Source organism: Arthrobacter sp. P1_B11 (genome assembly GCF_056406715.1).
The window spans coordinates 117,532-137,743 of the sequence record NZ_JBFTZQ010000008.1 but is presented as its reverse complement, the minus strand read 5'-3'; the positions used below and the strand labels follow the sequence as shown (position 1 = coordinate 137,743).

Below are 20,212 nucleotides of genomic sequence, written 5' to 3'. Positions count from 1 at the left end.
GGGCAGCCGGCCGCAGTTATTGTCGGCGGCTTTTGACGTCGGCGTCCGCGGAGATGCCGTGTTGCCGTTCCAGCGGGTGGGTTATCTCGTCCCCGGCCATCCGGGCCGCAAGCATCGCCACGATTGCCACCACAGGGCAGACGCTGCCTGCCACCAGGAAGATGATCCAGAGGGGCAGCACGGCCGCGACCGGTCCGGCCAGCGCCATCGAAACGGGCATGAGCGCCAGGGACACAAAGAAATCCAGGCTTGAGATCCGTCCCAGAAGATGAGCCGGCACGCGCCGCTGCAGCAGCGTTCCCCAGATCACCATCCCCACGCTGCCGGTGGCGCCGAAAATGAACAGCGCCAGGGCGAGGACCCAGAAATTGTCCATGAGTCCCACGGCGGCCAGCGGCAGGCTGCCTGCACCCCAGGACACGATCATCACTGTCAGGTACCGGCGCGGGAGCTTAAACGAGGCAGTGACCAGCGCGGCAACGGCGCTGCCGATTCCCATCACGGCCAGCAGGAAGCCGAACATGGTGGAGTCCCCACCCAGCTGGTCGCGGACCACGAAGGGCATGAGTACCTCTATTGGCCCGATCAGGAACAGCACTGAGATGCAGGCCCAGAGCAGAGTCCAGAGCAGCCACGGTGTCCGCAAGGTGTAGGTGACGCCCACGTGCAGGTCATGGAAGAAGGAATTCCGTGGCCTGACCGCGTGCGGTCCGGCCGCGCCGGGCTGGGCGTCCCTCCCGACCGGGTTCCCTTCGTGCTCCGCGCCGTTGGCAGGAGCGCTGAGGGCGTGCTGGCCGAGGAAATTCAGAATGATGAAAGCCACCAGATGGCACGCCGCCACGCCCGTCACGGCATGGGACGGCGACAGCCCGGCCACCACGATGCCTGCAACTGCCGGACCGGCCGCCTGCTGCAGTATGGGGCGCATGGTCCCTTCCATGCCGTTGGCCGCCAGCAGATCCTCGGGTGGCAGGAGCCTCGGCAGGATCGCGGAGTAGGCAGGGAAGAAGAAGGCGGCGCCCACACCGAGCACGAAGGCGCCAACCACCAGATGCCAGAGCGCCAGCCAGCCCGCCATTGCCAGGCCGCTGATGCTTGCGATCACGGCCAGATTTGCGCCTTCCACGGCAATGATGAGCAGGCGCTGAGGCACGCGGTCGGCGGCGATGCCGCCTGCGAGGACGAACGCGACCAGCCCCACGCTTCCGGCCGTGGCCACGAGGGACAGCTCAAGAGGGCCGCCGCGAAGCTGAATGACTTGGTACACCATGGCGACAGCCCACATCCCCGAACCGAAGATGGACACGGCAAGGGCCGTGATCAGCACGCGGTATTCACGATGGGAAAATGGGCGCAGCGCTCGGGGGAGGGGCACACGGCAATTTTAGGCCGAGCCTCCCGGTGGGGGAACGCGCGCCGCGGGATAAGCTCGTGGGATGGGGAACACACCCGCCGGAACATGGCGGCGCAGCGTTGCGCTGATCGGGACCAATTGCGGCCTTGCCCTGCATCCCGTGGACGGGAATGGCGTCCACATTCCCGGTGAGCCGGCCAGCTGTTTCGCTTCCTTCTGGAAGGCCGAGTGGTCCAAATGGGGAACAGGGACGGCTCTGCTGGTGGCCACGCTCCAAGGCTGGCGCAGCTACGGCCCCAGCGAGTACTTCGCCCAAACCCTCGCATCCGAGCTGACTCGTTATTTACCGGAAGCCGCCCGCTTTCCACTTAACGCCATCAGCCACACCCAGGACGATTTCGACATGCACCTCGACCTTGAGCGCGGGTTCACGGCCACCGGGCGCCGGGCAGCACTCGAAATCTCCGGCGTGCTGGACCGCCGACAGTTTTCCGCACCTGAGTTTCAGCTCGGACGGGCCAGCGCTTCCCTCAGCAACGTCTACCTGCCGTGCAGCGCGGGCCGGCTGTCAGAATTCGGTGTTGAGTGGCCGGGCGCCCCCACCGTCTATGCCGGGCCGCGCGGGCCTTCTTCGTCCGCCTACCTGGCCGTCGCCGAATCCTGGGTGATGTAGCGCTGGGCCGGCCTGCTTCCCGGCCTGCGTCCCGGCCCAGGCCCGGCCCAGGCCCACAGGGTCAGGGCCGTGGCCTAGTGTTAAGGCCTAGGCGACAGCAACCGGCTGTCGATTTGTTCCGAAGTAATTGTTCCGAGGTAGAGGTGAAGATGGCCAACAGACGCAACCCGGCGATGAAAATCGCGCAGGAAACAGCACACAATGCGGTGTTCGATGCCCACGGCAATCCCAAGCCCGGCGTCCACAACCTGTTGCTGCGCGCGGTAAATATCCAGCGACCACTCGTCGTGGCCAACATCCGCAGGCTCCAACGCCGTCACCCCCATGCTTCTGCGTCCCAGCTTGCGGCGAGGCTGGAACGCGACTACCTCACTGCAGTCACTGGCGGCGGCGCCCTGGTGGGCGCAACGGCCGTGGTCCCGGGGGTCGGAACCATCGCCTCGCTGGGTCTCTCCGCAGCGGCCACCGTGGCCTTCCTCGAAGCGACGGCGCTTTACGCGACGTCCCTGGCGGAACTCCACGGCATCAGGATGACCGACCCCGACAAAGCCAGCACCATGGTCATGGCCGTGATGTTGGGCGAAGAGGGCACGGCGCTGCTTGGCTCGCTGAGCGGCCAGGCCCTCGGCAAGGGAAAGGGCGCCACCCAGGCCTGGGGAAGCGTTCTGGCGCGCAAGATGCCTTCCAATGGCTTCGGCGCCATTCGGGAGCGCGTCCAGAAAGTCTTTCTGCGGAGCCTGCTGAAGCGCCAGGGAACGGCGCTGTTCGGCCGGGCACTGCCGTTTGGAATCGGCGCCGTGGTGGGCGGCGCCGGCAACCTCATGATGGGCCGGGCGGTCGTGGCGAATGCCAAGGAGGCATTCGGCCCTATGCCGGACACCATTCCCGGGGAACTGACGGCCGCAGCGGGTGCATCGCCGGAAGCGGCAGCGCGGCTGAACCGTACGCTGGAAGGGAGCAACGGTGGATCTGAACGCTGACTTGGGCGAGTCCTTCGGCTCGTGGACCATGGGCGATGACCTTGCCATGTTCCAGCTCGTCACCAGCGCCAACGTGGCCTGCGGGTTCCATGCCGGTGATCCGGTGACCATGCTGGACAGCTGCCGCGCGGCCTTCGAACTGGACGTCACGGTGGGGGCCCACGTTGGCTACCGGGACCTCGCGGGCTTTGGCCGGCGCTCCCTTGACATGTCCTTTGACGAGCTTTTCGGGGATGTCCTGTACCAGTTGGGCGCGCTGGACGGAGTGGCGCATGCAGTGGGCGCCTCCGTGGACTACGTCAAACCCCATGGAGCCCTGTACAACCGGACATTCCGCGATGCCGAGCAGGCGGCAGCCGTCGTGGCGGCCGTCCAGGCCTACGACCCGGGACTTCCGGTTCTCGGGCTCCCCGGCTCGGAGTTGCTGAAGCACGCCCAGGAAGCCGGCCACCCCGTGTTCCGCGAGGCGTTCGTTGACCGCGCCTACCTCCCGGACGGCACCCTGGTGCCGCGCTCGCAGGAAGGTTCCGTGCTGCACGACGTCGGTCCAATCGTTGAGCGGGCCGTCCGGCTGGCGCTGAAAGGCGAGGTAGTGGCAGTGGACGGCACGGTGGTGCGGGTCGATCCGGATTCGCTGTGCATCCACGGTGATACGCCCGGCGCCGTGGGCATGGCCGCCGCCGTTCGCGCAGGGCTGCAAGAAGCCGGTGTGGAGCTTGAGCCTTTCGCCTGAGCGGCCTCCGTGCTTTATCGGGGTTTGAGTCCCGCCCCAAGCCGCTGCTCCAGCAGCCTCGCTGTCTCGGGGGTGCCGCTTGGAGGGCCGCTCTTCCGCACCACAGTGTTGAGTTCCGCAGGCTTGGTCGGCGAAAACAGCCACGTGGTGAAGAAGGCCCGCAGGTCCTGGCCGGACAGTTGCTGTGCGAGGTTCATGAAGTCCTCGCTTGAGACGTTGCCGCCGGCGTGGGACTCCGTCCATTCGCGGAGGATGTCGAAGAACACGTCGTCGCCCACCCGCGTCCGAAGTGCGTGCAGTGTCATGGCGCCGCGCGCATAGACACTGAAGTCGAACAGTGCCTTCGTTCCGGGGTCGCCGATTTTCACGGACCAGAACGGCGCTTCCGCGGGGATCGCCGTGGCGTAGAAGTCGAAGATCTGCTGCGGTGTCTCCCGTCCTTCGCTCTCGCTCCACAGCCACTCCGTGTAGGTGGCGAAACCCTCGTTCAGCCAGATGTCCCGCCACGCCCTGACAGCCACGTCATCGCCCACCCACTGGTGCGCCAGTTCATGGACCACCACCGAGTCGCCGCCCGTTGGAGTGTTGAAGAACAACTTGGAGTAGATGGGCCGGGTCTGGTTCTCCAGCGCGAAACCGAGGTTCTTCACGTCGTCCACGATGCCGCCGGCCGCAGTGAAGGGATATGGCCCCAGGAACCCGGACAGGAAGCGGATGATTTCGGGCTGCCGCTTGAAGGATGACTGCACCTTCTGGCCCAGCGATGGAGGCCCCTCCGTGCCTGCCGTCCAGTGAGTTTCGCCCGGGGGACTGTCAGCCGGCGGTCCTGAGGCCGCCCAGCCGTCCAGGATGTTTCCGTCGTCCTCGAACGACGTGGTGCCGTCCCCGGTGGAGACGGCGACGTCGTCTACGGACACACCGTCGAACGTAATGGCAGCGTCGCTGGCGTACGTGACGGAGACTTCGACTTTCTTCCCGGCGAAGAGGGCGAGGTCGACTGCCCACTGCTCCCAGCCCGTACCTTGCCCGGTTGCCGCCCACCATTTGCCTGACGTGCCCGTGGGCCGGCAGGCCCCCTTGCCGTTATCGGTTTGATAATGGGTGAGAAACGGGTGCAGGGACAGCAGTTCCTGGCAGGCGCGTCCAGTATCCGCCGCGGTGTGTCCGTTCGCATCGGGGAGGGTGGTCCAGTCCTGGGCGCCGGCCGTGTGGGCTTCCACGAAGGTGAAGTCCCGCCCTGCCTCAATGTTCCGCCACAGCCAGAAGGAAAGCCGGGCACCGCCTGGCGGAACGCTGATGACCTTTGTCAGACGCGTGTAGGACCTGTTGCCGTTGTGCGACCACGCGAAGTTGGTTCCTGTCCGCGGAGTCACCACAGGGGTGAAGAGGTCAGGATCGATGGCGTCCACAAAGCTGATCCCGCCGTCCCGGTATTGGCGGAGGTTGAACTGGCCCACGTTGGCCGTGGCGAGGTAGGTGGCCATCGGCGCTTCAGCACGCCAGGTCCACGTTGTTTTGCCATGCTCCGATTCCTTTTCCCGGAGCACTCCGTTCGCCACGACTTCCAGCCCGTCGGGAACAGTGATCCGGAAAGTGAAGGACGCCTTGTCCAGCGGGTGGTCATTCGCCGGGAACCAGGTAGCGGCCACGTGGGGCTGCCCGATCACGAGCGATCCGTCGTCGGTGTGCAAAAATCCTGAGGTGCCAAACTGGTCGTTGATGGCCTTTGGAATCCCGTCATAGGTCACGATGGCTTTGAAAGCATCTTCGTCCGCTATGCCGTCCTGCGGTGTTACGGTGAGCTCGGCTCCGCTTCGGCTGAAGGCCGCGGGTTCATCGTCCACTCTGACGGAGCGGACCGTCAGGCCGTCGAGGTCCAGATTGAATGCGGAGAGGTTTTGCGTTGCGCGGGCGCTGATGGTGGCCGAGCCGGCGAGCAGGCCGGTGGCGGGGTCGTAGCTGAGGTTAAGCAGGTAGTTCCGGACGTCATAGCCGCCGTTGCCGTCGAGCGGAAAATAGGGATCGCCCAGGCCGGGGGAGCCGGGCGCAAAGCTGTCAACTGCAGGCGGGCTTTTCGCAGCCGACGCAGATTTGGCCTGGACAGTCAGTAACTGGGCGGGGAGCGCAGCGGCCAGAAGCAGTGCCGCGAGGAAAAGGCCCGTGCGGTGCAGTGGCCTGCGGTGGGCGGGACGGGCGAAGGCGGCCCGGACCGCCGTCGGTTCTTTTGGGTTGGGACTCATGGCACCTCGTTCGGAACTCCACGATGGCAACGCCGCAGTGCCGGATCAGGGCCCGCGCCGCGACGGAACCGTATGAGCCGGCGGGAGACCAAGGGTGCGTTGTAGACACCAAGGTGGCCTCGGCCGCCCCTCCTGTCAAGAGTCCCGCTTTTTCCCGGCGCTGAGTAGCGGGCTGCGGTTCACGATGGCCGAACGTCAGCCGAACGCCAGGTGTGCCACCGCGAAGATGGCCAGGCCGGCCAGGGAGCCCACCACAGTGCCGTTGATCCGGATGAACTGCAGGTCCTTGCCCACTTGGAGTTCGATCTTCTGCGACGTCTCTTCGGCATCCCAGCGCGCCACGGTATCGGTGATTACCCCGGCAATGTCGGACCGGTAAGTCCGGACCAGGTAGCCCGCGGCGTCGCCGATCCAGGCGTTGACCTTGCCGGCGAGTTCGTCATCGTTGACCAGGCGTGTCCCGAAGTCGCGGACGGCGGCCTTGAACTTCACCGTCAGTTCACTGTCGGGATCGTCGACGGCGGTGAGCAGCGCGCCCTTGATGGTCGCCCAGGTCCGCGAGGCCAGTTCACGAACCTCCGGATCTCCGAGGACCTGTGCCTTAATGCCTTCGGCGCGGGCGATCATGGCCGGATCAAACTGGAGGTCCTGCGCAAGGTCCGTGAGGTATTTGTCGATGGACAGACGCACCTGGTGCTGTGGATCGGACTGAACAGCCTGTGCGAACTTCAGGATCTCAACGTAGACCTTGTCTCCCACGATCCCGTCCACGAAGCTGGGCACCCATTGCGGTGATCGTTCGGTGACGAGGCGGCTGACCGTCTCGTGATTGGCCGCCACCCAGTCCGCCGCCCGGTCCACCAGCAGGTCAACAAGCTTGTGGTGGTGACCTTCAGCGAAGATACGCTCGGCCATCCGGCCCACCGGAGGTCCCCACGGCGGAGCAAGCAGATGCTTGCGCACCATGCCCTCGATGACTGCCTGGACGTCGTCGTCATTCAACACCTTGAAGGCGCCGCGGATAACTGCGGCGCCCTCCTTGGCGACGCGTTCGGCGCCGCCCGGTCCGGACAGCCACTGGCCCACCTTGCCCGAAATGTTGATGCTGGCAAGTTTGTCCTGGACCACCTGTTCGGAGAGAAAATTGGTCTCCACGAACTCACCGAGCGACGCCCCGATCTGGTCCTTGCGCCGCGGAATGATGGCGGTATGCGGAATCTTCAGGCCCATGGGGTACTTGAACAGGGCTGTTACTGCGAACCAGTCCGCGAGGGCACCTACCATGCCGCCTTCGGCCGCGGCCCGGACATATTCGAGCCAGGGGTACTGCTTCTGCAGGGCAAACGCGAAGACGAACACAACTGCCATGGCGATCAGCAGGGCGAGGGCCACGAGCTTCATTTTCCGCAGGGCGGCCGCCTTTTCAGCGTCACCTGCAGCGAGCGGGTTCGGGGCGACGGCGGGACCCGCCTGGGCCGGACGGCCCTGGACGGGAGGGCCGGCGGGCGGAGGGGCCGGCTGCGTGGTTGGCTCAGAGTTCACCTGCATGTGCCCAGCCTAGCCCCGCTTCCCGGTCTGTCGTCGGCTAACGTGTCAGCATGACACCCGACGAGTCAGTTCCAGCCCGTCCCTTGGTCTACGCCCACCGTGGTGCCAGCGCGGACTTCGCGGAGCACACCCGAGCTGCGTATCTCCGCGCATTGGCTGACGGGGCGGACGGCGTGGAATGCGATGTGCAGCTGAGCCGGGACCAACATGTGGTTCTGCTGCATGATGCCAACCTGGACCGCACCTCGGACGGCACCGGCCCGGTGGCGGAAAGGACGATTGACGAACTGCGGCTCTTGGATTTCTCGTCATGGAAGGGTGTCCGTATTCCCGAGGCCTACGGGGCGCGCTCGGAACAGTTCCTGACCCTTCCCGATTTGCTGGACCTTCTCCGGGAATCCGGGCGGGACATCGGCCTCGCGATCGAACTGAAACACCCCAGCCCGTACCAGCTGAAACTCGAGGACCGGGTGCTGGAAGTCCTGAGGGCGGAGGGATGGGACCCGCGGACGTCCAGGCTGGGCAATATCCGGGTCACATTCATGAGCTTCAGCCCGGACTCCGTGCGTCATCTGTGCAAGACGGTTCCCGCTGAATTCATCTGCCAGCTGGTGGACGACATCAACGTCGCGGAAATCCGGGAAGAACTCGGCCTTGGTCCGCTGACCGGCGGCGCAGTGGCGAACGTTATGAAGGCCGCCCAGCTGGAGGGCGAACGGATCCTCAACGACTGCGAAGTGGGCATGGCCGGGCCCGGCATCGACTACGTGCGCGAGCATTCCCGCACAGTCCGGCGCTGGCTGGATTCGGGCCGCAGGTTCAGGGTCTGGACTGTGGACGCCACGAACGACGTAGCCCTGTGCCAGGGGCTGGGGATCCACGAGATCACCACCAATAAACCTGCCCTCGTACTCGCCCAGCTGTAGCCGGCTTCGCCCGGGCGTCACCGCTGTGATTGAGTGGTGCCATGCCCATCACCTGGCCGGCCCGGCTCCTGCAATCTCTGGCTGTTCGGGTAGGCCTGTCCATCAGTGTGGCCACAGGCCTGTACGGTGTGTCATTCGGCGCCCTTTCCGTTACTTCCGGCCTCGACTTCTGGCAGACGATGGCCCTGAGCCTGCTGCTGTTCAGCGGCGGCTCGCAATTCGCGTTCATCGGAGTGGTTGCCGGCGGCGGGTCCGGGCTGGCAGCCATGGGGGCCGCGACGCTGCTGGGGATGCGCAACGGAATCTACGGCATGCAGCTCAACGTACTGCTGCACCCGAAGGGATGGCGAAAGCTTGTCGCCGCCCAACTGACCATCGACGAATCCACGGCTACGAGCACCGGCCAGACCGATCCCGCCGAACAGCACCGCGGATTCTGGACCGCGGGAATCGGCGTCTTTGTGCTCTGGAATATTTTCACCGCCGTGGGTGCCCTCGCCGGAGGCGCGCTGGGCGATCCAAAGCAGTGGGGGCTCGACGGTGCTGCGGTGGCAGCCTTCCTTGGCCTGCTCTGGCCCCGGCTGAAGGGCAGGGAACCGGTTGCCATCGCCGTCGTCTGCGCGCTGGCCACCGTGCTGGCGGTGCCGTTCGTTCCTGCCGGCGTGCCCATCCTGATAGCTGCGGTAGTGGCCGCCCTCATCGGATGGTTCAGCCACGGACCCAAGGATGAAGGGCTGGAACCCGACATCGATCCCTACACCGGGCGCCGCCATGGCCCGCACCGGGAATCCGGAACGGCCCCCGGGGGTGCGGCATGAATCTGTGGGGATGGCTGCTCCTGTCGTGCCTTTTCGCATATGCCTGGAAGCTGCTGGGCTACTTGGTGCCGGCTTCGCTCCTGCAGAATCCCCGGATGTCGCGGGTCGCCGGAACAATGACCATCGGGCTGCTGGCCTCGCTGACGGTCGTCAACGCTGTGGCGTCAGGCCAGTCGCTGATCCTCGATGCCCGGCTCGGGGCGCTGGCCGCGGCCGCAGTTGCGCTCCTCTTCCGCGCCCCCTTCCTGGTGGTAGTCCTGGCCGGGGCAGGGGCAGCAGCCCTGCTGCGGCTGGCGGGCTGGAACTGAAATGGCGGCCTGCCCCGGCATTGACGTGTCAGGCTGGGTGTGAATGAGTAGACCGTAGAGTGACGCTCAATGTTGTTGAATTTCGGAGAGGACGGACCGACCATGAATGACGAATCAGCCCAGGAGGAAACAGCCTCCACCAGGGAAGTCTCGGAGAAATCGGGAGCCCCCTACATTGAGGTGGGCGGCTCCCAGGCCACCAGGGAGCTCCGCGATACGTCCCGCCGCCGCCGCGAGGCGGAGGAAAAGCTGCAGCAGCATCTGATTGAGGCGAAAGAGCACGCCCATGAGGCAGAGCATGCCCATGAGGCGGAGCAGGCCCATGAGGCGGAGCAGGCCCATGAGAAGGCGCACGGGCGGGCCGACGATACCGGTGACGATTCCTAGACGCACGCCAAGCGCAAGACGTCACGGACGTGCGCCCCTGCCGAGGTGCGCCCTGCTAGGTGATCAGGCGGCAGCGAGATCAGGCGGCACCGTAAGCATCAGGAGAATCGGGCAACGAGCGCCGGGCCAGTTCTTCGCTGGCAAGGTCGTACCAGTCTTGGGCGCCGAGCACTGGCTTAGGGGTGTCCAGGTTCCGGTACAGCGCGTCCACGATGATGCCGAGCTCCTCGGTGGACGCGGATGTCAGGGTCACTTCCGGGTCGCCGGTGTGCTTCATGAATTGGGCAAGTTGTGAGCGGTTCATGATGACGCTGCCAGCCGGACATATTCACACGTGAAGAGTGCCATTGTTCGCTCCATGAAGGAATGTACCGAGGCTGGCTGCCTAACCACTGGTCTGATCAGCTTACTGTGCCAGCCACTTCAGCGGAATATCCGGCGCAGCTTTACAGCATCGGACGTGGCCTCGCGGGAACGCCAAAAGCCGAGCCTCCGCCTACTCGAACTGCGTGCCCGGGAGCGGCACCTGGGGCGGCAGTGGCCGGCCCGGCCGTTCCGATCGGATGGCGTCCTCGACCAGGGCGGCCGGCCGCCGCCAGGCATCGGAGCCCGGTTCCATGGTGTCCACCACGCCGATCAGCATGGCGAGCAGACGCACCATGTCCGTCAACGAGATGTCCACCCGGAGGGTGCCCTGGCCCTGTCCCCGGCCCAGGAGCACGCCCACCGATTCGATCAGGCTGCCGGTGATGCCGGTCAGCAGGTCACGACGCCCGGCCACCGCACCAAGCAGATTGGCGTTCTCACTTGCGGCGGCCATGATGGCATCGATCACGCGGAAAAGGCCCTCGGCAGCATCCTGCCCCGCCAGTGCGACATCAATGACCGGATCAACGGTGAGACGGAGCTGGCGGTTCAGTGCTGCCAGGACCAGCTGTTCCTTGTCTGAAAAGTTCCGGAAGAGCGTCGCGGGACCCACACCGGCAGTGGCGGCGATCGTCTGCAGCGGAACATCCGGGCCGTAGTCGCGGAAGCACTCACGGGCTGCGTTAATGATCTTGTCCACATTGCGCGCAGCGTCGGCACGGAGGGGCTTGCGCTCTACTGCGAGGTTCATATCTAAAAGGTTAGCAACGCAGTCTCCCGCCGACTTCGTTACCGATTGGTAGCCTCGAATATGACGCAGGACACCCCGCCGGCGAGGTTCCCGGCGTGCCAGACTGGACCCATGTTGCTTGCATTCTCAGTTGCCCCGTCCGGAACTCCTGCCGATCCGACGCACCAGCGCGGGGCCGCGGACGCCTCGGTGCACGACGCCGTAGCCGCCGCAGTCAAAATCGTTAGGGAATCGGGACTCCCCAATCAGACGGACTCCATGTTCACCACAATAGAAGGTGAATGGGATGAGGTGTTCGCGGTCGTAAAGCGCGCCACCGAGGAAGTAGGCAAGTACGGCAGCAGGGTCTCGCTGGTGATCAAGGCCGACATCCGGCCAGGCTTCTCCGGCGAACTGACAGCCAAGGTGGAGCGGCTGGAAAACGTCATCGCCGGGGACTCCTGACCCGGACCGGCCGGTGACCGGCCCTGACAGGGTCGCGGCCCCGGACCGGCCCTAGCCGGGCTTGTCCTGTTACTGCGAGACTGGGGCCATGTTTGAGCATAAGCCGCAGCCCGGGTGGGTGGCCGTAGAAGAGTTCCTGTCCGCCGCCGTCGTTCATCCCGACGGAGCGCTGAAGCGCGCGGTGCAGTCCGCCGTCGAGGCCGGGATGCCGCCGATCGAGGTGACCCCGAACGCCGGCAAGCTGCTGAAGCTGCTGGTCATGAGTTGCGGCGCCCGCCGCGTACTGGAGATCGGCACCCTGGCAGGTTTCAGCACCATCTGGATGGCCCGGGGGCTTCCCGACGACGGGCGGCTGGTGACGTGCGAATACCTCGCCAGACATGCTGAGGTTGCCCGCGCGAACGTGGACGCCGCGGGCGTCGGCCACAAGGTGGACATCCGCACGGGCGCCGCACTCGAGACGCTTGCTGTCCTGGAGGCAGAAGGAGGAGGCCCTTTCGACTTCGTCTTCATCGATGCGGACAAGGAGAACAATCCGCACTACCTCGACTGGGCCATCCGCCTTGGCAGGCCGGGGACCACCATCGTGATGGACAACGTGGTCTGGGAAGGCGCAGTGCTGGACCCCTCCATGGACGAGATCAACGCCCCCGGCATCCTCGGTGCGCTGAAAATGATGGGCGAGGACAGCCGGCTGGACGCCACAGTTATCCAGACGGTGGGCTCCAAAGGCTGGGACGGATTCGCGCTTGCGGTAGTCCGCTAGAACCGAATGCAAGCATTGAGCAAAACTAAAAGGCACCGCCCGCGTACCGGGTGTACGCGGGCGGTGCCTTGGTTGAAGTAGGGAACTACACGATGGCGTTCATGGAGCTCCAGCCAGTGCCGATCAGGGACTTGCCGAGGAAACCGGTTGATCCGTTGCCACGGTAGAGGAGCATGTTTCCGCGGGAGTCGCGGGCCGTCAGGTCGGCCTTGCGGTCTCCGTTGAAGTCACCGGGAGCTACGATGCTGAGGCCGTTCCAGCCGGCACCGATCAGGACCCTTGCGAGGAACCCGCCGGAACCGTCGCCACGGTAGAGCCAGAGGTTTCCGGCGCCGTCGCGGGCTACCAGGTCCGCATTGGCGTCACTGTTGAAGTCACCGGGAGCCACGATGGCGTTCATGCCGTTCCAGCCGGTGCCGATCTGCATCCGCCCGGTGAAGCCGCCGGTTCCGTTGCCGAGGTAGGCGAACAGGTTGCCAGTGGCGTCGCGGACGGTCAGGTCCGGCTTCCGGTCTCCGTTGAAGTCACCGGGAGCGGTGAGGCTGTTGAAAGAGTTCCAGCCGGTCCCGATCTGGACCTTGGTGGAGAAGCCCCCGGCACCGTTGCCCTTGTAGAGATACAGCAGGCCGGTGGAGGTCCTGGCTACGATGTCGGCTTTACGGTCACCGTTGAAGTCGCCGGTGCTGACGATGGCCGTCATCGAATTCCAGCCGGCGCCGATCTTGGTCTTCGCCAGGAAACCGCCGGTTCCGTTGCCGCGGTAGAGCCAGAGGACACCGGCGGAATCGCGGGACACGACGTCCGCCTTGCCGTCGCTGTTGAAGTCCTGCAGCTTAGTCGTTGGTGCGGTGACAGTCGTGCCGATCTGCACGGTGCGGTTAGCCATTGCGCTGACGTTGCCGGCAGCGTCGGTGGCCCGGACGTTGAAGACGTACGTTCCGTTGACCTGTGCATCCCACGTCTTTGGTGAGGCGCAGGTGGGATCCCAGGTTGCGTTGCTGGGCAGCAGCTGGCATTCGAACCGGGCCCCGGCCTCACCCGTGAAGCTCAACGTGGGCGTGCTGTCCAGGCTGGGCGAGGACGGGAACGGTGCGGTCACCGAGACGGCGGGCGCCGCGGTGTCCACGGTGAAGGTGAGCTTCGCCGAGGTCAGGAACTGTGGCTGCGTGGGATCGGCGGCGAAGGCCGGGTTGGTGATGCGGGCCTGCACACTGTGAACGCCCTGGGCCAGTGCGGCCAGCGTGGCGGAGTAGCTGGAGCCGGTGAGCGTTGTGGCCCGGGGGGCACCGGTGTCGACAATCAGCTGCACGGGTCCCGCAGCGCCTGCCGGAAGGGTGCCGATGATGGTCGGCGTGGTGACCCGCGTGATGTTGTCGGTCGCGGAACGGCCGCTGTCGCTGGCCGTTGCCAGGTCAGGCGTGGAGGGCCCGCCGTCGGACCCGTCGGCGATAAGCCCCTGGACGGTGAAAGTGTTCACCGTGAGGGTGTTCACCCCGGGGCCGCCGGCGTTGGGACCCGTGATGGTGACAGCATTGGTCCCTGACGGGGCGCCGGTTACTGGCCTCGCGGTGTTGATGTCGCCGAGAGTTCCCGGAGCTGCTCCGACTTGGCGGAGGAACGTTGCGGTGGTGCCGGTGGCGTAGTTACCCAGGAAGGCCGCGCCTACTCCGGCCCAGTCGCAGGGCACTGTGGCCGAGGGAGCGCAGACGCCGGCGTCGATGGTTTGCTTGATCCGGCCACCTACCTTTGGGTCCGGTTCGGCAACGAATGTGTTGATGCCGTACGGGTGTGTAATCGTGTAGCTTGCGCCGGGAGTGAGGTTATCGACTATGAACCGCAGCCGGCCGAAGCCCATCTGCTCTCCCGGAACAACGGGGCCGTTGACGTGGGCTCCTTCGAGTGCCGCCTCATAAGTGCTGAGATTGCCGCCCGTCGCGGAGGCTTGGAACCAGAAGGCTTCTTCCGGGAAGTTGTCCGGATAGGATGCCGGCGAGTTCGGGTCGGGCGGCTCGGAGAGGCAGCCTTTGCCGGCCTCATAGCAGAGCTGCAGCTTGACCGATCCGTCCGAATACCAGGTGGGGAACCCGTTGGCAGAATCCACCGGCCCCATGCCGGCGGTCTCGGCGCTGGCGGGAAGGGCGCCCAGCGGCGCGAGGGCCGTGGCCAGCAAGGCGCCGGCGGCAACGGGGGCAATGCGGGCAGTTGCGGTGGTGGCGGACCGGCGGTGGGCCGGCCCTGAACGGTGTGCTCCGTCGGGCATCTTGGGCCTCATTACGGCGTGCGAGAACATGGTGACTCCTTATGGACACTCGATTTATGGCCCCCAGTACCAACAAGGCCAGATCGGGAGGTGCATTCCCAACCACCGCCAGAATGGCGCACCCACCTTGGATTAACGTCGGACAAAACCGATGGTGAAAATGGGCGGCTCCGGCACCGCGGGACGGGCGGCCGGCTCGGGCGCCGCAGGGGATACGGTGCCCGGTCCGGCAGCCCTGGTCCCTGTCCGCGCAGGCCAAGCTCCGGTTTTGGACCTGCTTCAGCCTGCCTGCCGGGACTTGGGAATTTCCCGCTGGGCCGCGCCCCGTATGGGCCCACCCGCCGCCCCCCGCAAGGGGCCCGCGCCCGGCGTGAGGGGTTAGGCCATCGATTTGAGGGGGCCCGAATAGGGGTGGTTGGACCTTGTTTGTTACCCGGGAGTCACTTGTTCGGACCTTTTCCCAAGAATCGCCCGGCATGCTCGGAGCAATCATTCGAAAGGAGCCCTGGCAATGACCGTGTCAAGACGACAAGTCCTGCTGCTGGGTGGATTAGGTGCCCTGGGGGCTGGCGCGCTTTCGTTTCCGTCCCGCGAAGTGGAAGCCAAGTCGGCCAGTCGCCTCAGCAGTGCAGAAATGCCCAAGCCGTTCCAGTCAGCCTTTGTCCAGCCCCCGGTCCTCCAGCAGGACCGGGTGGGAGTGGACCCCGCCGACGGCGGGCCTGTGAACTACTACACCCTGACTCAAAAAGCGGCCATGGCCTCCATTTTGCCGCGGCTTAAGACTCCGATCCTGGGGTACAACGGCATCTTTCCCGGACCCACCATCAGCCTCGACCAGGGCACCAAGGCCGTGCTTCGTGTCCGCAACCAGCTGCCGGCAACGCACCCCAACGATGGCCACGTGCTGGCAACGTCGGTCCACCTGCACGGATCGGCTTCGCTGCCGCAGTATGACGGGTACGCCAGCGACATTACCCATCCCGGATTTTTCAAGGACTACAACTACCCCAACTTCCAGCCGGCCCGGACTCTCTGGTACCACGACCACGGTGTCCACTTCACGGCCCAGAACGCCTACTCGGGCCTGGCGGCCCAGTACCACATGCACGATCCGGTTGAGCGGAAGCTCCTGCCGCAGGGCAAATACGATGTGCCGCTGGTAATTTCCGACGCGATGTTCGCGGCCAACGGTGCCCTGGGCTATGACGACAACACGCACTCGGGCCTGTGGGGGGACGTCATCCTGGTCAACGGCAAGCCGTGGCCGGTCATGAAGGTCCAGAAGCGGATCTACCGCTTCCGCATCCTGAACTGCAGCATCTCCCGTTCGCTCAAGCTCACGCTCAGCACGGGAGATCCCCTGGTGGTCGTGGCCACCGACGGCGGCCTGATGCCCAAGCCGCAGAGCGTGGCCAACTACCGGCACGCGGGCGCGGAACGGTATGAGGTCCTGATTGATTTCCGCAAATACAAGACCGGTCAGCGGATTGAACTGCGGAACCTGTCCAACAAGAACAACGTGGATTACGACTTCACGAACAAGGTCATGGCCTTTGACGTCACCGACGAGCCCGTCGACACCGCCGACGCCACCTGGAACACCATGCCCACGCTGCTGGCTCCGGGCAATGAGGTCATGGCCCTGACCGAGAAGCAGGCTAAAAAGGTCCGGCGCTTCAGGGTCAAGCGGAACCACACCACCAACATGTGGACCATCGATGACACCAGTTGGCACGACGTGATCGCGAGCGGCTACAAGAAGGTTTCCGCGGAAGTGGACCTCGACGCCGTCGAGATCTGGGAGTTTGAGAACAAGTCAGGAGGCTGGTTCCATCCGGTTCATATCCACCTGGTTGACTTCAAAATCCTGAGCCGCAACGGCAGGGCCCCGTTCCCGCAGGAACTCGGTCCCAAGGATGTGGTCTATGTGGGCGAAGGCGAGACGGTCCGGCTCCTCATGAAGTTCGGTCCGCACAAGGGCCGGTACATGGTGCACTGCCATAACCTTCCCCATGAGGACCACGACATGATGGTCCAGTTCCGCGTCGGCCTGAAGGAAGACGACTACGATCCCTGCGACCCCATGACGGCGGCACTTCCCCAATGGGACGCTTAGCCCCCCTGCCAGTAGCAAGAACCGAAAGCCCTGCCGGAGTTTCCCGGCAGGGCTTTTGGGGGAAGAAAACCACGACGGCGGCCGTGCTGGCCGCCGGTTTGCTCGCCACCCGGCTGTGGGTGCTTGAGCCCATGACGGTGAGCTCCGAGAGCATGGAACCGGCGGTGCCCCGGGGCTCCACGATCCTGCTGTACAAAGCCGGACCGGCCCTTGGCAGTCTTACAGCCGGGTCTCTCGTAGTCTTCACCAGCCCCGAGGACGGACATCCGGCGCTCAAGCGTGCCATCGCGTTTCAAGGCCAGACCGTTGCCATCGAAGACGCCGTCCTCGTCGTGGACGGCGTGCCGCAGCCTGAGCCGGGAATCGACCAAAGCCGGATTGACGGCACGTATTTCGGTCCTGTCACCGTACCTGCGGGCCACCTCTTCGTCCTCGGCGACAACAGGTCCGGCTCCATCGACTCACGCATCTACGGCAGCGTCCCGCTGGAGAACGTGCAGGCGACCGTGCTGTGGCCGCCGTCGGGTCGTTAGGCGTCCTGCCGGGCCGGCGGAAGCGGCAACAGGCACAATGCGTCGACAGACGTAGGGTCGCCAGGTATGGGGAGGCGGTCCCGGGCAGCAGTTCACAGAGCCCGGGGCCGCTTTCCTATGTTGTCGGTAAGTCAGGGTCGTTGGTCTGCCAAGGGTTGTCCGACTGCCAGGACGTCCCCGCACAGCAACAGGGCCCCGTCCGCGGTGTGGACGGGGCCCTGTTGCTGTGCGCTGACGTGTCAGCCGGTGCGGATCAACGGGTGGCGATGGCTGACGTTGCCGTGCCTCCCCGAGTGGACTGGACCATGACCCTGGTGATCTGCCTGGTCGGTCCGGGCTTGGCCTTGTAGGACCAGGCGCCGAGGGTGTCGACCTGTGCGGTGCCGATCTTCACCGCGGTACCGCTGGTCATGTCGTAGATCACGACCGACGTGGCCGGGGTCAGAACGCCGGTGCTCCCCGCCAGGGCGGATGTGCCGGTGATCCGGAGCTCGGTGCCAATGCGGTGGCGGGAGCCCGCATCGATTGCCACAGCGTCGGTCTGGATGGTCAGCGCAACAGTTGTCTCGCTCGTGCTGCCGTCCAGGGCTGTCACGACCAGCTTGATATGGGCAGGTCCTGCGACTGCTGCCGGCAGCGGAGCAGTGTCCGTGGTCTTGGCGTAGAACGGAACCGCAACGGTCGGCTTGGCCGTGGTGTCGCCGGCCAGCGTTACGGCCGGGCCGTCCACCTGCGACCACTTGTAGCTGACGCCCCCGGTTGATGTGCTGCCGTCAAGCTGGACGCTTGCGCCGCGGGCTACCGTAGCTGATGCCGGCGTCGCCGCTGCTTTCAGCGTGGTTGGCGGGGTGGTGCCGCCGCCCGGTGGCGTGGTGGTGCCGCCGCCTGGTGGCGTGGTGCCGGTCCCTGTGTCAACTACGGGACCGGGATCGGGTGTTGGGCTCAGCGGGGGAAGTCCTGCCTGGGTGGCAGTGCCGCCTGAGACGCTCACCGCAAGGGATGCCGTGTCCCCGGCGGCGTTCTTCACCGTTACCTTGGCGGGTGGCGCATTGAGGGTCCAGGAGCCCTGGGCTGGCGCGCCGCCAGCTGCGGGGTTGACCAAAGGTCCGACTCCGACGACTTCCAGTGGGTCGCCTGAACTGGAGAGGGCTGCTACGTTGAGCTTCGCCCCGTCAAAGGTGGCGCTCGTGACCGTGATGCTACTGGGCTTGGTCACGGTAATGGTGCCGCTGCTGGCGGGCTTGTCGGCGATGTTGGTGATCTTGACCGATGTTGGTGCGGTTCCGGTGAACGGGATCCGGGCGTAGAAGCGGCCGGAGTCCGCATCCGTGGCCATCGGCGTGAGAGCGAATTTCCCTGCCTGTGCCTCGACCTGCAGCTGGGCCGCGGGCTTGCTGCTGGCGAAGATATCGATCATGTTCCCGTTGACTACGGCAGAATCGGCGCTCACGCCGCTGTTGGTTGCAATCTTTCCCTGGAGGGTGAACTGATTGGTTGACAGGTTGAGTCCGCCGCCGCTGACGGAGAACGTGTTACGAAGGCCGCCTGTCACCGTGTGGTCCTGGTTCGGATCTCCAAGGTACCCGGCAGGTGCTGCCGGGGCGGTGGCCGGATCCCATTTGAGGAAGGGGCCGATGTTGCTCTTAAGTGCTGTGGTGAAGTTGCCCACGGCGGGGGAGATGTCCTCGACGAGCCTGCCGGCTCCCGTGCCGTCCGTGTCGACTGTGATGGTGCCGTAGGGATGCTGGAAGGTAAGGGTGGCATTTGCGGGACCGCCCTTCACCACAATCCTCTGACGGCCGAAGACCATCTGGTCGCCGTCCGTGACCGTGTTGGCGAACGCGGCCTCCAGGCCGAGCACCAAGGTGGCCTTTCCACCGCCGGGAAGGTCAAGGCCGGAGCTGGCGAGCATGTAGAACGCTTCTTCGGGGAAGTTGTCAGGGAACGAAATGGGCGCTGTGTCATTGGGGATGTCGCCAGGCAGGAAGCCGCACAGCGGGTTTTCCGCGTCGAGGCAGAGCTCTACGCGTGTTCCCGACCGGTCCTCGTACCAGGAGGGGAAGCCGTTCTCGGCATTGACCGGACCGACAGAAACAAGTTTGTTGGTGGCCAGATTTTGTTCGGTCACCTGGGTCGCGGCCACGGCCGAGGTGACGCCTGTCACCGACAGCAGGACAGTTGCCGCGGCCGCGATGGTCCGCCGGCCGCCAAACCGCCCGGCAATCGGGCTGGCGAACGGTGGAGAGAACCGCGGATTCAGCTGATGGACTGAGCCATCGGGTGGGTTGGTTGCCATTGGTATATCTCCTCAGGTATGGCGCTGATGGCAACCAATAAACGTTGCCCGAGTTGTGAAAACCTTTGGCAACGTTGGGATCGGTGGGAGTCCGAAAACGGCGGCACCCCCCGGCCCTCTGGAAGGCAGGACGCCGTGCCCGCGCCCACCGGAAGATAAGTATGCTTGGAATCATCTTGGCCGGCCGCTCGCGGCCGGTGCCGGGCAACAGCAGCGGAGGAAGAAAATGAAAGCGTCCCAGACCCTGGCCAGCAACCTTCAGAAGGTCCTCACCGACCTGATCGAACTCCATGTGCAGGGGAAGCAGGCGCACTGGAACCTGGTGGGAACCAACTTCCGGGACCTGCATCTGCAGCTGGACGAAATCATCGCCAGTGCACGGTTGTTCGCGGACCAGACGGCGGAACGCATGCGTGCCCTGCACGCCCTTCCGGACGGCAGAAGCTCGACAGTTTCAGCGGACACCAGGCTGGAACAGTTCCCCGGCGGCCTGACTTCCACGAAGGACACGGTCAAGCTCATCACCGCGCGGCTGGAGCAGACCGTCAAGACCATGCGGGACGTCCATGACGAGGTGGACGAAGAAGACCCCACCAGCGCCGACCTGTTGCACGCGGCCATCACGCGGCTGGAGCAGCTGGCATGGATGGTGAACGCGGAAATCATGACCCCCACGGCGTCGGTGACTTCACCGGCGGGAGACTGAGCAGCCT

Annotated in this window: 19 protein-coding genes; 12 read left to right on the top strand and 7 right to left on the bottom strand. The window is 65.2% G+C overall.

What is annotated here, in order from left to right:
* Window positions 1–16 precede the first annotated feature (16 nt).
* The gene (locus AC1D14_RS09190) at window positions 17–1,375 is read right to left on the bottom strand and encodes an MFS transporter (protein WP_476968329.1); all 1,359 of its coding nucleotides are present in this window, start codon (window positions 1,373–1,375) and stop codon (window positions 17–19) included.
* A 61-nt stretch (window positions 1,376–1,436) separates the two neighbouring features.
* Here AC1D14_RS09190 and AC1D14_RS09185 point away from each other — a divergent pair, with 61 nt between their 5' ends.
* From AC1D14_RS09185 to AC1D14_RS09175, 3 genes are all read left to right on the top strand, one after another.
* Window positions 1,437–2,027, top strand: a complete 591-nt coding sequence (locus AC1D14_RS09185) for a hypothetical protein (RefSeq protein ID WP_476968328.1) — start codon at window positions 1,437–1,439, stop codon at window positions 2,025–2,027.
* A gap of 149 nt (window positions 2,028–2,176) precedes the next feature.
* Window positions 2,177–3,007 (top strand): hypothetical protein, encoded by an 831-nt coding sequence (locus AC1D14_RS09180; protein ID WP_230120057.1) that lies wholly within the window; start codon window positions 2,177–2,179, stop codon window positions 3,005–3,007.
* Window positions 2,991–3,740 (top strand): LamB/YcsF family protein, encoded by a 750-nt coding sequence (locus AC1D14_RS09175; protein ID WP_230120056.1) that lies wholly within the window; start codon window positions 2,991–2,993, stop codon window positions 3,738–3,740. The genes AC1D14_RS09180 and AC1D14_RS09175 overlap by 17 nt, the downstream gene beginning before the upstream one ends.
* 14 nt (window positions 3,741–3,754) lie before the next feature.
* Here AC1D14_RS09175 and AC1D14_RS09170 read toward each other — a convergent pair whose 3' ends face one another.
* The gene (locus AC1D14_RS09170) at window positions 3,755–5,980 is read right to left on the bottom strand and encodes a M1 family metallopeptidase (RefSeq protein WP_476881650.1); all 2,226 of its coding nucleotides are present in this window, start codon (window positions 5,978–5,980) and stop codon (window positions 3,755–3,757) included.
* Between the two features lie 195 nt (window positions 5,981–6,175).
* Window positions 6,176–7,528 (bottom strand): DUF445 domain-containing protein, encoded by a 1,353-nt coding sequence (locus AC1D14_RS09165; RefSeq protein WP_230120054.1) that lies wholly within the window; start codon window positions 7,526–7,528, stop codon window positions 6,176–6,178.
* Window positions 7,529–7,578: 50 nt separating this feature from the next.
* Between AC1D14_RS09165 and AC1D14_RS09160 the strand changes: the two genes are divergently transcribed.
* The 4 genes from AC1D14_RS09160 (at window position 7,579) to AC1D14_RS09145 (ending at window position 9,967) form a co-directional block, all read left to right on the top strand.
* Window positions 7,579–8,454 carry a glycerophosphodiester phosphodiesterase gene (locus AC1D14_RS09160; protein WP_230120053.1) on the top strand — a complete coding sequence of 292 codons (876 nt, stop codon included), beginning with the start codon at window positions 7,579–7,581 and terminating at the stop codon, window positions 8,452–8,454.
* Between the two features lie 41 nt (window positions 8,455–8,495).
* Entirely contained in the window at window positions 8,496–9,272 is a 777-nt protein-coding gene (locus AC1D14_RS09155) for an AzlC family ABC transporter permease (protein WP_230120052.1), read from the top strand.
* Window positions 9,269–9,580, top strand: coding sequence for an AzlD domain-containing protein (locus AC1D14_RS09150; RefSeq protein WP_230120051.1), 312 nt, complete (start codon window positions 9,269–9,271; stop codon window positions 9,578–9,580). Before AC1D14_RS09155 ends, AC1D14_RS09150 begins: the two co-directional genes overlap by 4 nt.
* Window positions 9,581–9,682: 102 nt before the next feature.
* Window positions 9,683–9,967, top strand: a complete 285-nt coding sequence (locus tag AC1D14_RS09145; RefSeq protein WP_230120050.1) for a hypothetical protein — start codon at window positions 9,683–9,685, stop codon at window positions 9,965–9,967.
* 79 nt (window positions 9,968–10,046) lie between these two features.
* Here the strand turns inward: AC1D14_RS09145 and AC1D14_RS09140 are convergent, their stop codons facing one another.
* Together AC1D14_RS09140 and AC1D14_RS09135 are read right to left on the bottom strand one after the other, a co-directional pair.
* Window positions 10,047–10,271, bottom strand: coding sequence for a hypothetical protein (locus AC1D14_RS09140; protein WP_476876444.1), 225 nt, complete (start codon window positions 10,269–10,271; stop codon window positions 10,047–10,049).
* A 192-nt stretch (window positions 10,272–10,463) separates the two neighbouring features.
* Entirely contained in the window at window positions 10,464–11,084 is a 621-nt protein-coding gene (locus tag AC1D14_RS09135) for a TetR/AcrR family transcriptional regulator (RefSeq protein ID WP_230120048.1), read from the bottom strand.
* A 111-nt stretch (window positions 11,085–11,195) separates the two neighbouring features.
* Here AC1D14_RS09135 and AC1D14_RS09130 point away from each other — a divergent pair, with 111 nt between their 5' ends.
* Window positions 11,196–11,528 (top strand): thiamine-binding protein, encoded by a 333-nt coding sequence (locus AC1D14_RS09130; RefSeq protein WP_230120047.1) that lies wholly within the window; start codon window positions 11,196–11,198, stop codon window positions 11,526–11,528.
* 88 nt (window positions 11,529–11,616) lie between these two features.
* A complete protein-coding gene (locus AC1D14_RS09125; RefSeq protein ID WP_230120046.1) occupies window positions 11,617–12,294 on the top strand; it encodes an O-methyltransferase in 678 nt (225 codons plus the stop codon).
* Window positions 12,295–12,379: 85 nt separating this feature from the next.
* Here AC1D14_RS09125 and AC1D14_RS09120 read toward each other — a convergent pair whose 3' ends face one another.
* Window positions 12,380–14,584 carry a VCBS repeat-containing protein gene (locus AC1D14_RS09120; protein ID WP_230120045.1) on the bottom strand — a complete coding sequence of 735 codons (2,205 nt, stop codon included), beginning with the start codon at window positions 14,582–14,584 and terminating at the stop codon, window positions 12,380–12,382.
* Between the two features lie 481 nt (window positions 14,585–15,065).
* Here AC1D14_RS09120 and AC1D14_RS09115 point away from each other — a divergent pair, with 481 nt between their 5' ends.
* Together AC1D14_RS09115 and lepB are read left to right on the top strand one after the other, a co-directional pair.
* Window positions 15,066–16,670 carry a multicopper oxidase family protein gene (locus tag AC1D14_RS09115; RefSeq protein WP_230121507.1) on the top strand — a complete coding sequence of 535 codons (1,605 nt, stop codon included), beginning with the start codon at window positions 15,066–15,068 and terminating at the stop codon, window positions 16,668–16,670.
* Window positions 16,658–17,203: a signal peptidase I gene (lepB, locus tag AC1D14_RS09110; RefSeq protein WP_230121506.1), complete on the top strand. Its 546-nt coding sequence runs from the start codon at window positions 16,658–16,660 to the stop codon at window positions 17,201–17,203. The genes AC1D14_RS09115 and lepB overlap by 13 nt, the downstream gene beginning before the upstream one ends.
* Before the next feature lie 253 nt (window positions 17,204–17,456).
* Here the strand turns inward: lepB and AC1D14_RS09105 are convergent, their stop codons facing one another.
* Window positions 17,457–19,499, bottom strand: a complete 2,043-nt coding sequence (locus AC1D14_RS09105) for a hypothetical protein (RefSeq protein WP_476968327.1) — start codon at window positions 19,497–19,499, stop codon at window positions 17,457–17,459.
* Between the two features lie 226 nt (window positions 19,500–19,725).
* On the opposite strand from AC1D14_RS09105, the gene AC1D14_RS09100 reads away from it, so the two are divergent.
* A complete protein-coding gene (locus AC1D14_RS09100; RefSeq protein WP_230119554.1) occupies window positions 19,726–20,205 on the top strand; it encodes a Dps family protein in 480 nt (159 codons plus the stop codon).
* Window positions 20,206–20,212: the final 7 nt, after the last annotated feature.

Bases quoted from the DNA above. Each gene is read 5' to 3' on its own strand.
- AC1D14_RS09185 (WP_476968328.1), top strand. From the start codon at position 1,437: ATGGGGAACACACCCGCCGGAACATGGCGGCGCAGCGTTGCGCTGATC.
- AC1D14_RS09180 (WP_230120057.1), top strand. From the start codon at position 2,177: ATGGCCAACAGACGCAACCCGGCGATGAAAATCGCGCAGGAAACAGCA.
- AC1D14_RS09170 (WP_476881650.1), bottom strand. From the start codon at position 5,980: ATGAGTCCCAACCCAAAAGAACCGACGGCGGTCCGGGCCGCCTTCGCC.
- AC1D14_RS09165 (WP_230120054.1), bottom strand. From the start codon at position 7,528: ATGCAGGTGAACTCTGAGCCAACCACGCAGCCGGCCCCTCCGCCCGCC.
- AC1D14_RS09160 (WP_230120053.1), top strand. From the start codon at position 7,579: ATGACACCCGACGAGTCAGTTCCAGCCCGTCCCTTGGTCTACGCCCAC.
- AC1D14_RS09155 (WP_230120052.1), top strand. From the start codon at position 8,496: ATGCCCATCACCTGGCCGGCCCGGCTCCTGCAATCTCTGGCTGTTCGG.
- AC1D14_RS09150 (WP_230120051.1), top strand. From the start codon at position 9,269: ATGAATCTGTGGGGATGGCTGCTCCTGTCGTGCCTTTTCGCATATGCC.
- AC1D14_RS09145 (WP_230120050.1), top strand. From the start codon at position 9,683: ATGAATGACGAATCAGCCCAGGAGGAAACAGCCTCCACCAGGGAAGTC.
- AC1D14_RS09140 (WP_476876444.1), bottom strand. From the start codon at position 10,271: ATGAACCGCTCACAACTTGCCCAATTCATGAAGCACACCGGCGACCCG.
- AC1D14_RS09135 (WP_230120048.1), bottom strand. From the start codon at position 11,084: ATGAACCTCGCAGTAGAGCGCAAGCCCCTCCGTGCCGACGCTGCGCGC.
- AC1D14_RS09130 (WP_230120047.1), top strand. From the start codon at position 11,196: ATGTTGCTTGCATTCTCAGTTGCCCCGTCCGGAACTCCTGCCGATCCG.
- AC1D14_RS09125 (WP_230120046.1), top strand. From the start codon at position 11,617: ATGTTTGAGCATAAGCCGCAGCCCGGGTGGGTGGCCGTAGAAGAGTTC.
- AC1D14_RS09120 (WP_230120045.1), bottom strand. From the start codon at position 14,584: ATGTTCTCGCACGCCGTAATGAGGCCCAAGATGCCCGACGGAGCACAC.
- AC1D14_RS09115 (WP_230121507.1), top strand. From the start codon at position 15,066: ATGACCGTGTCAAGACGACAAGTCCTGCTGCTGGGTGGATTAGGTGCC.
- lepB (WP_230121506.1), top strand. From the start codon at position 16,658: ATGGGACGCTTAGCCCCCCTGCCAGTAGCAAGAACCGAAAGCCCTGCC.
- AC1D14_RS09105 (WP_476968327.1), bottom strand. From the start codon at position 19,499: ATGGCAACCAACCCACCCGATGGCTCAGTCCATCAGCTGAATCCGCGG.
- AC1D14_RS09100 (WP_230119554.1), top strand. From the start codon at position 19,726: ATGAAAGCGTCCCAGACCCTGGCCAGCAACCTTCAGAAGGTCCTCACC.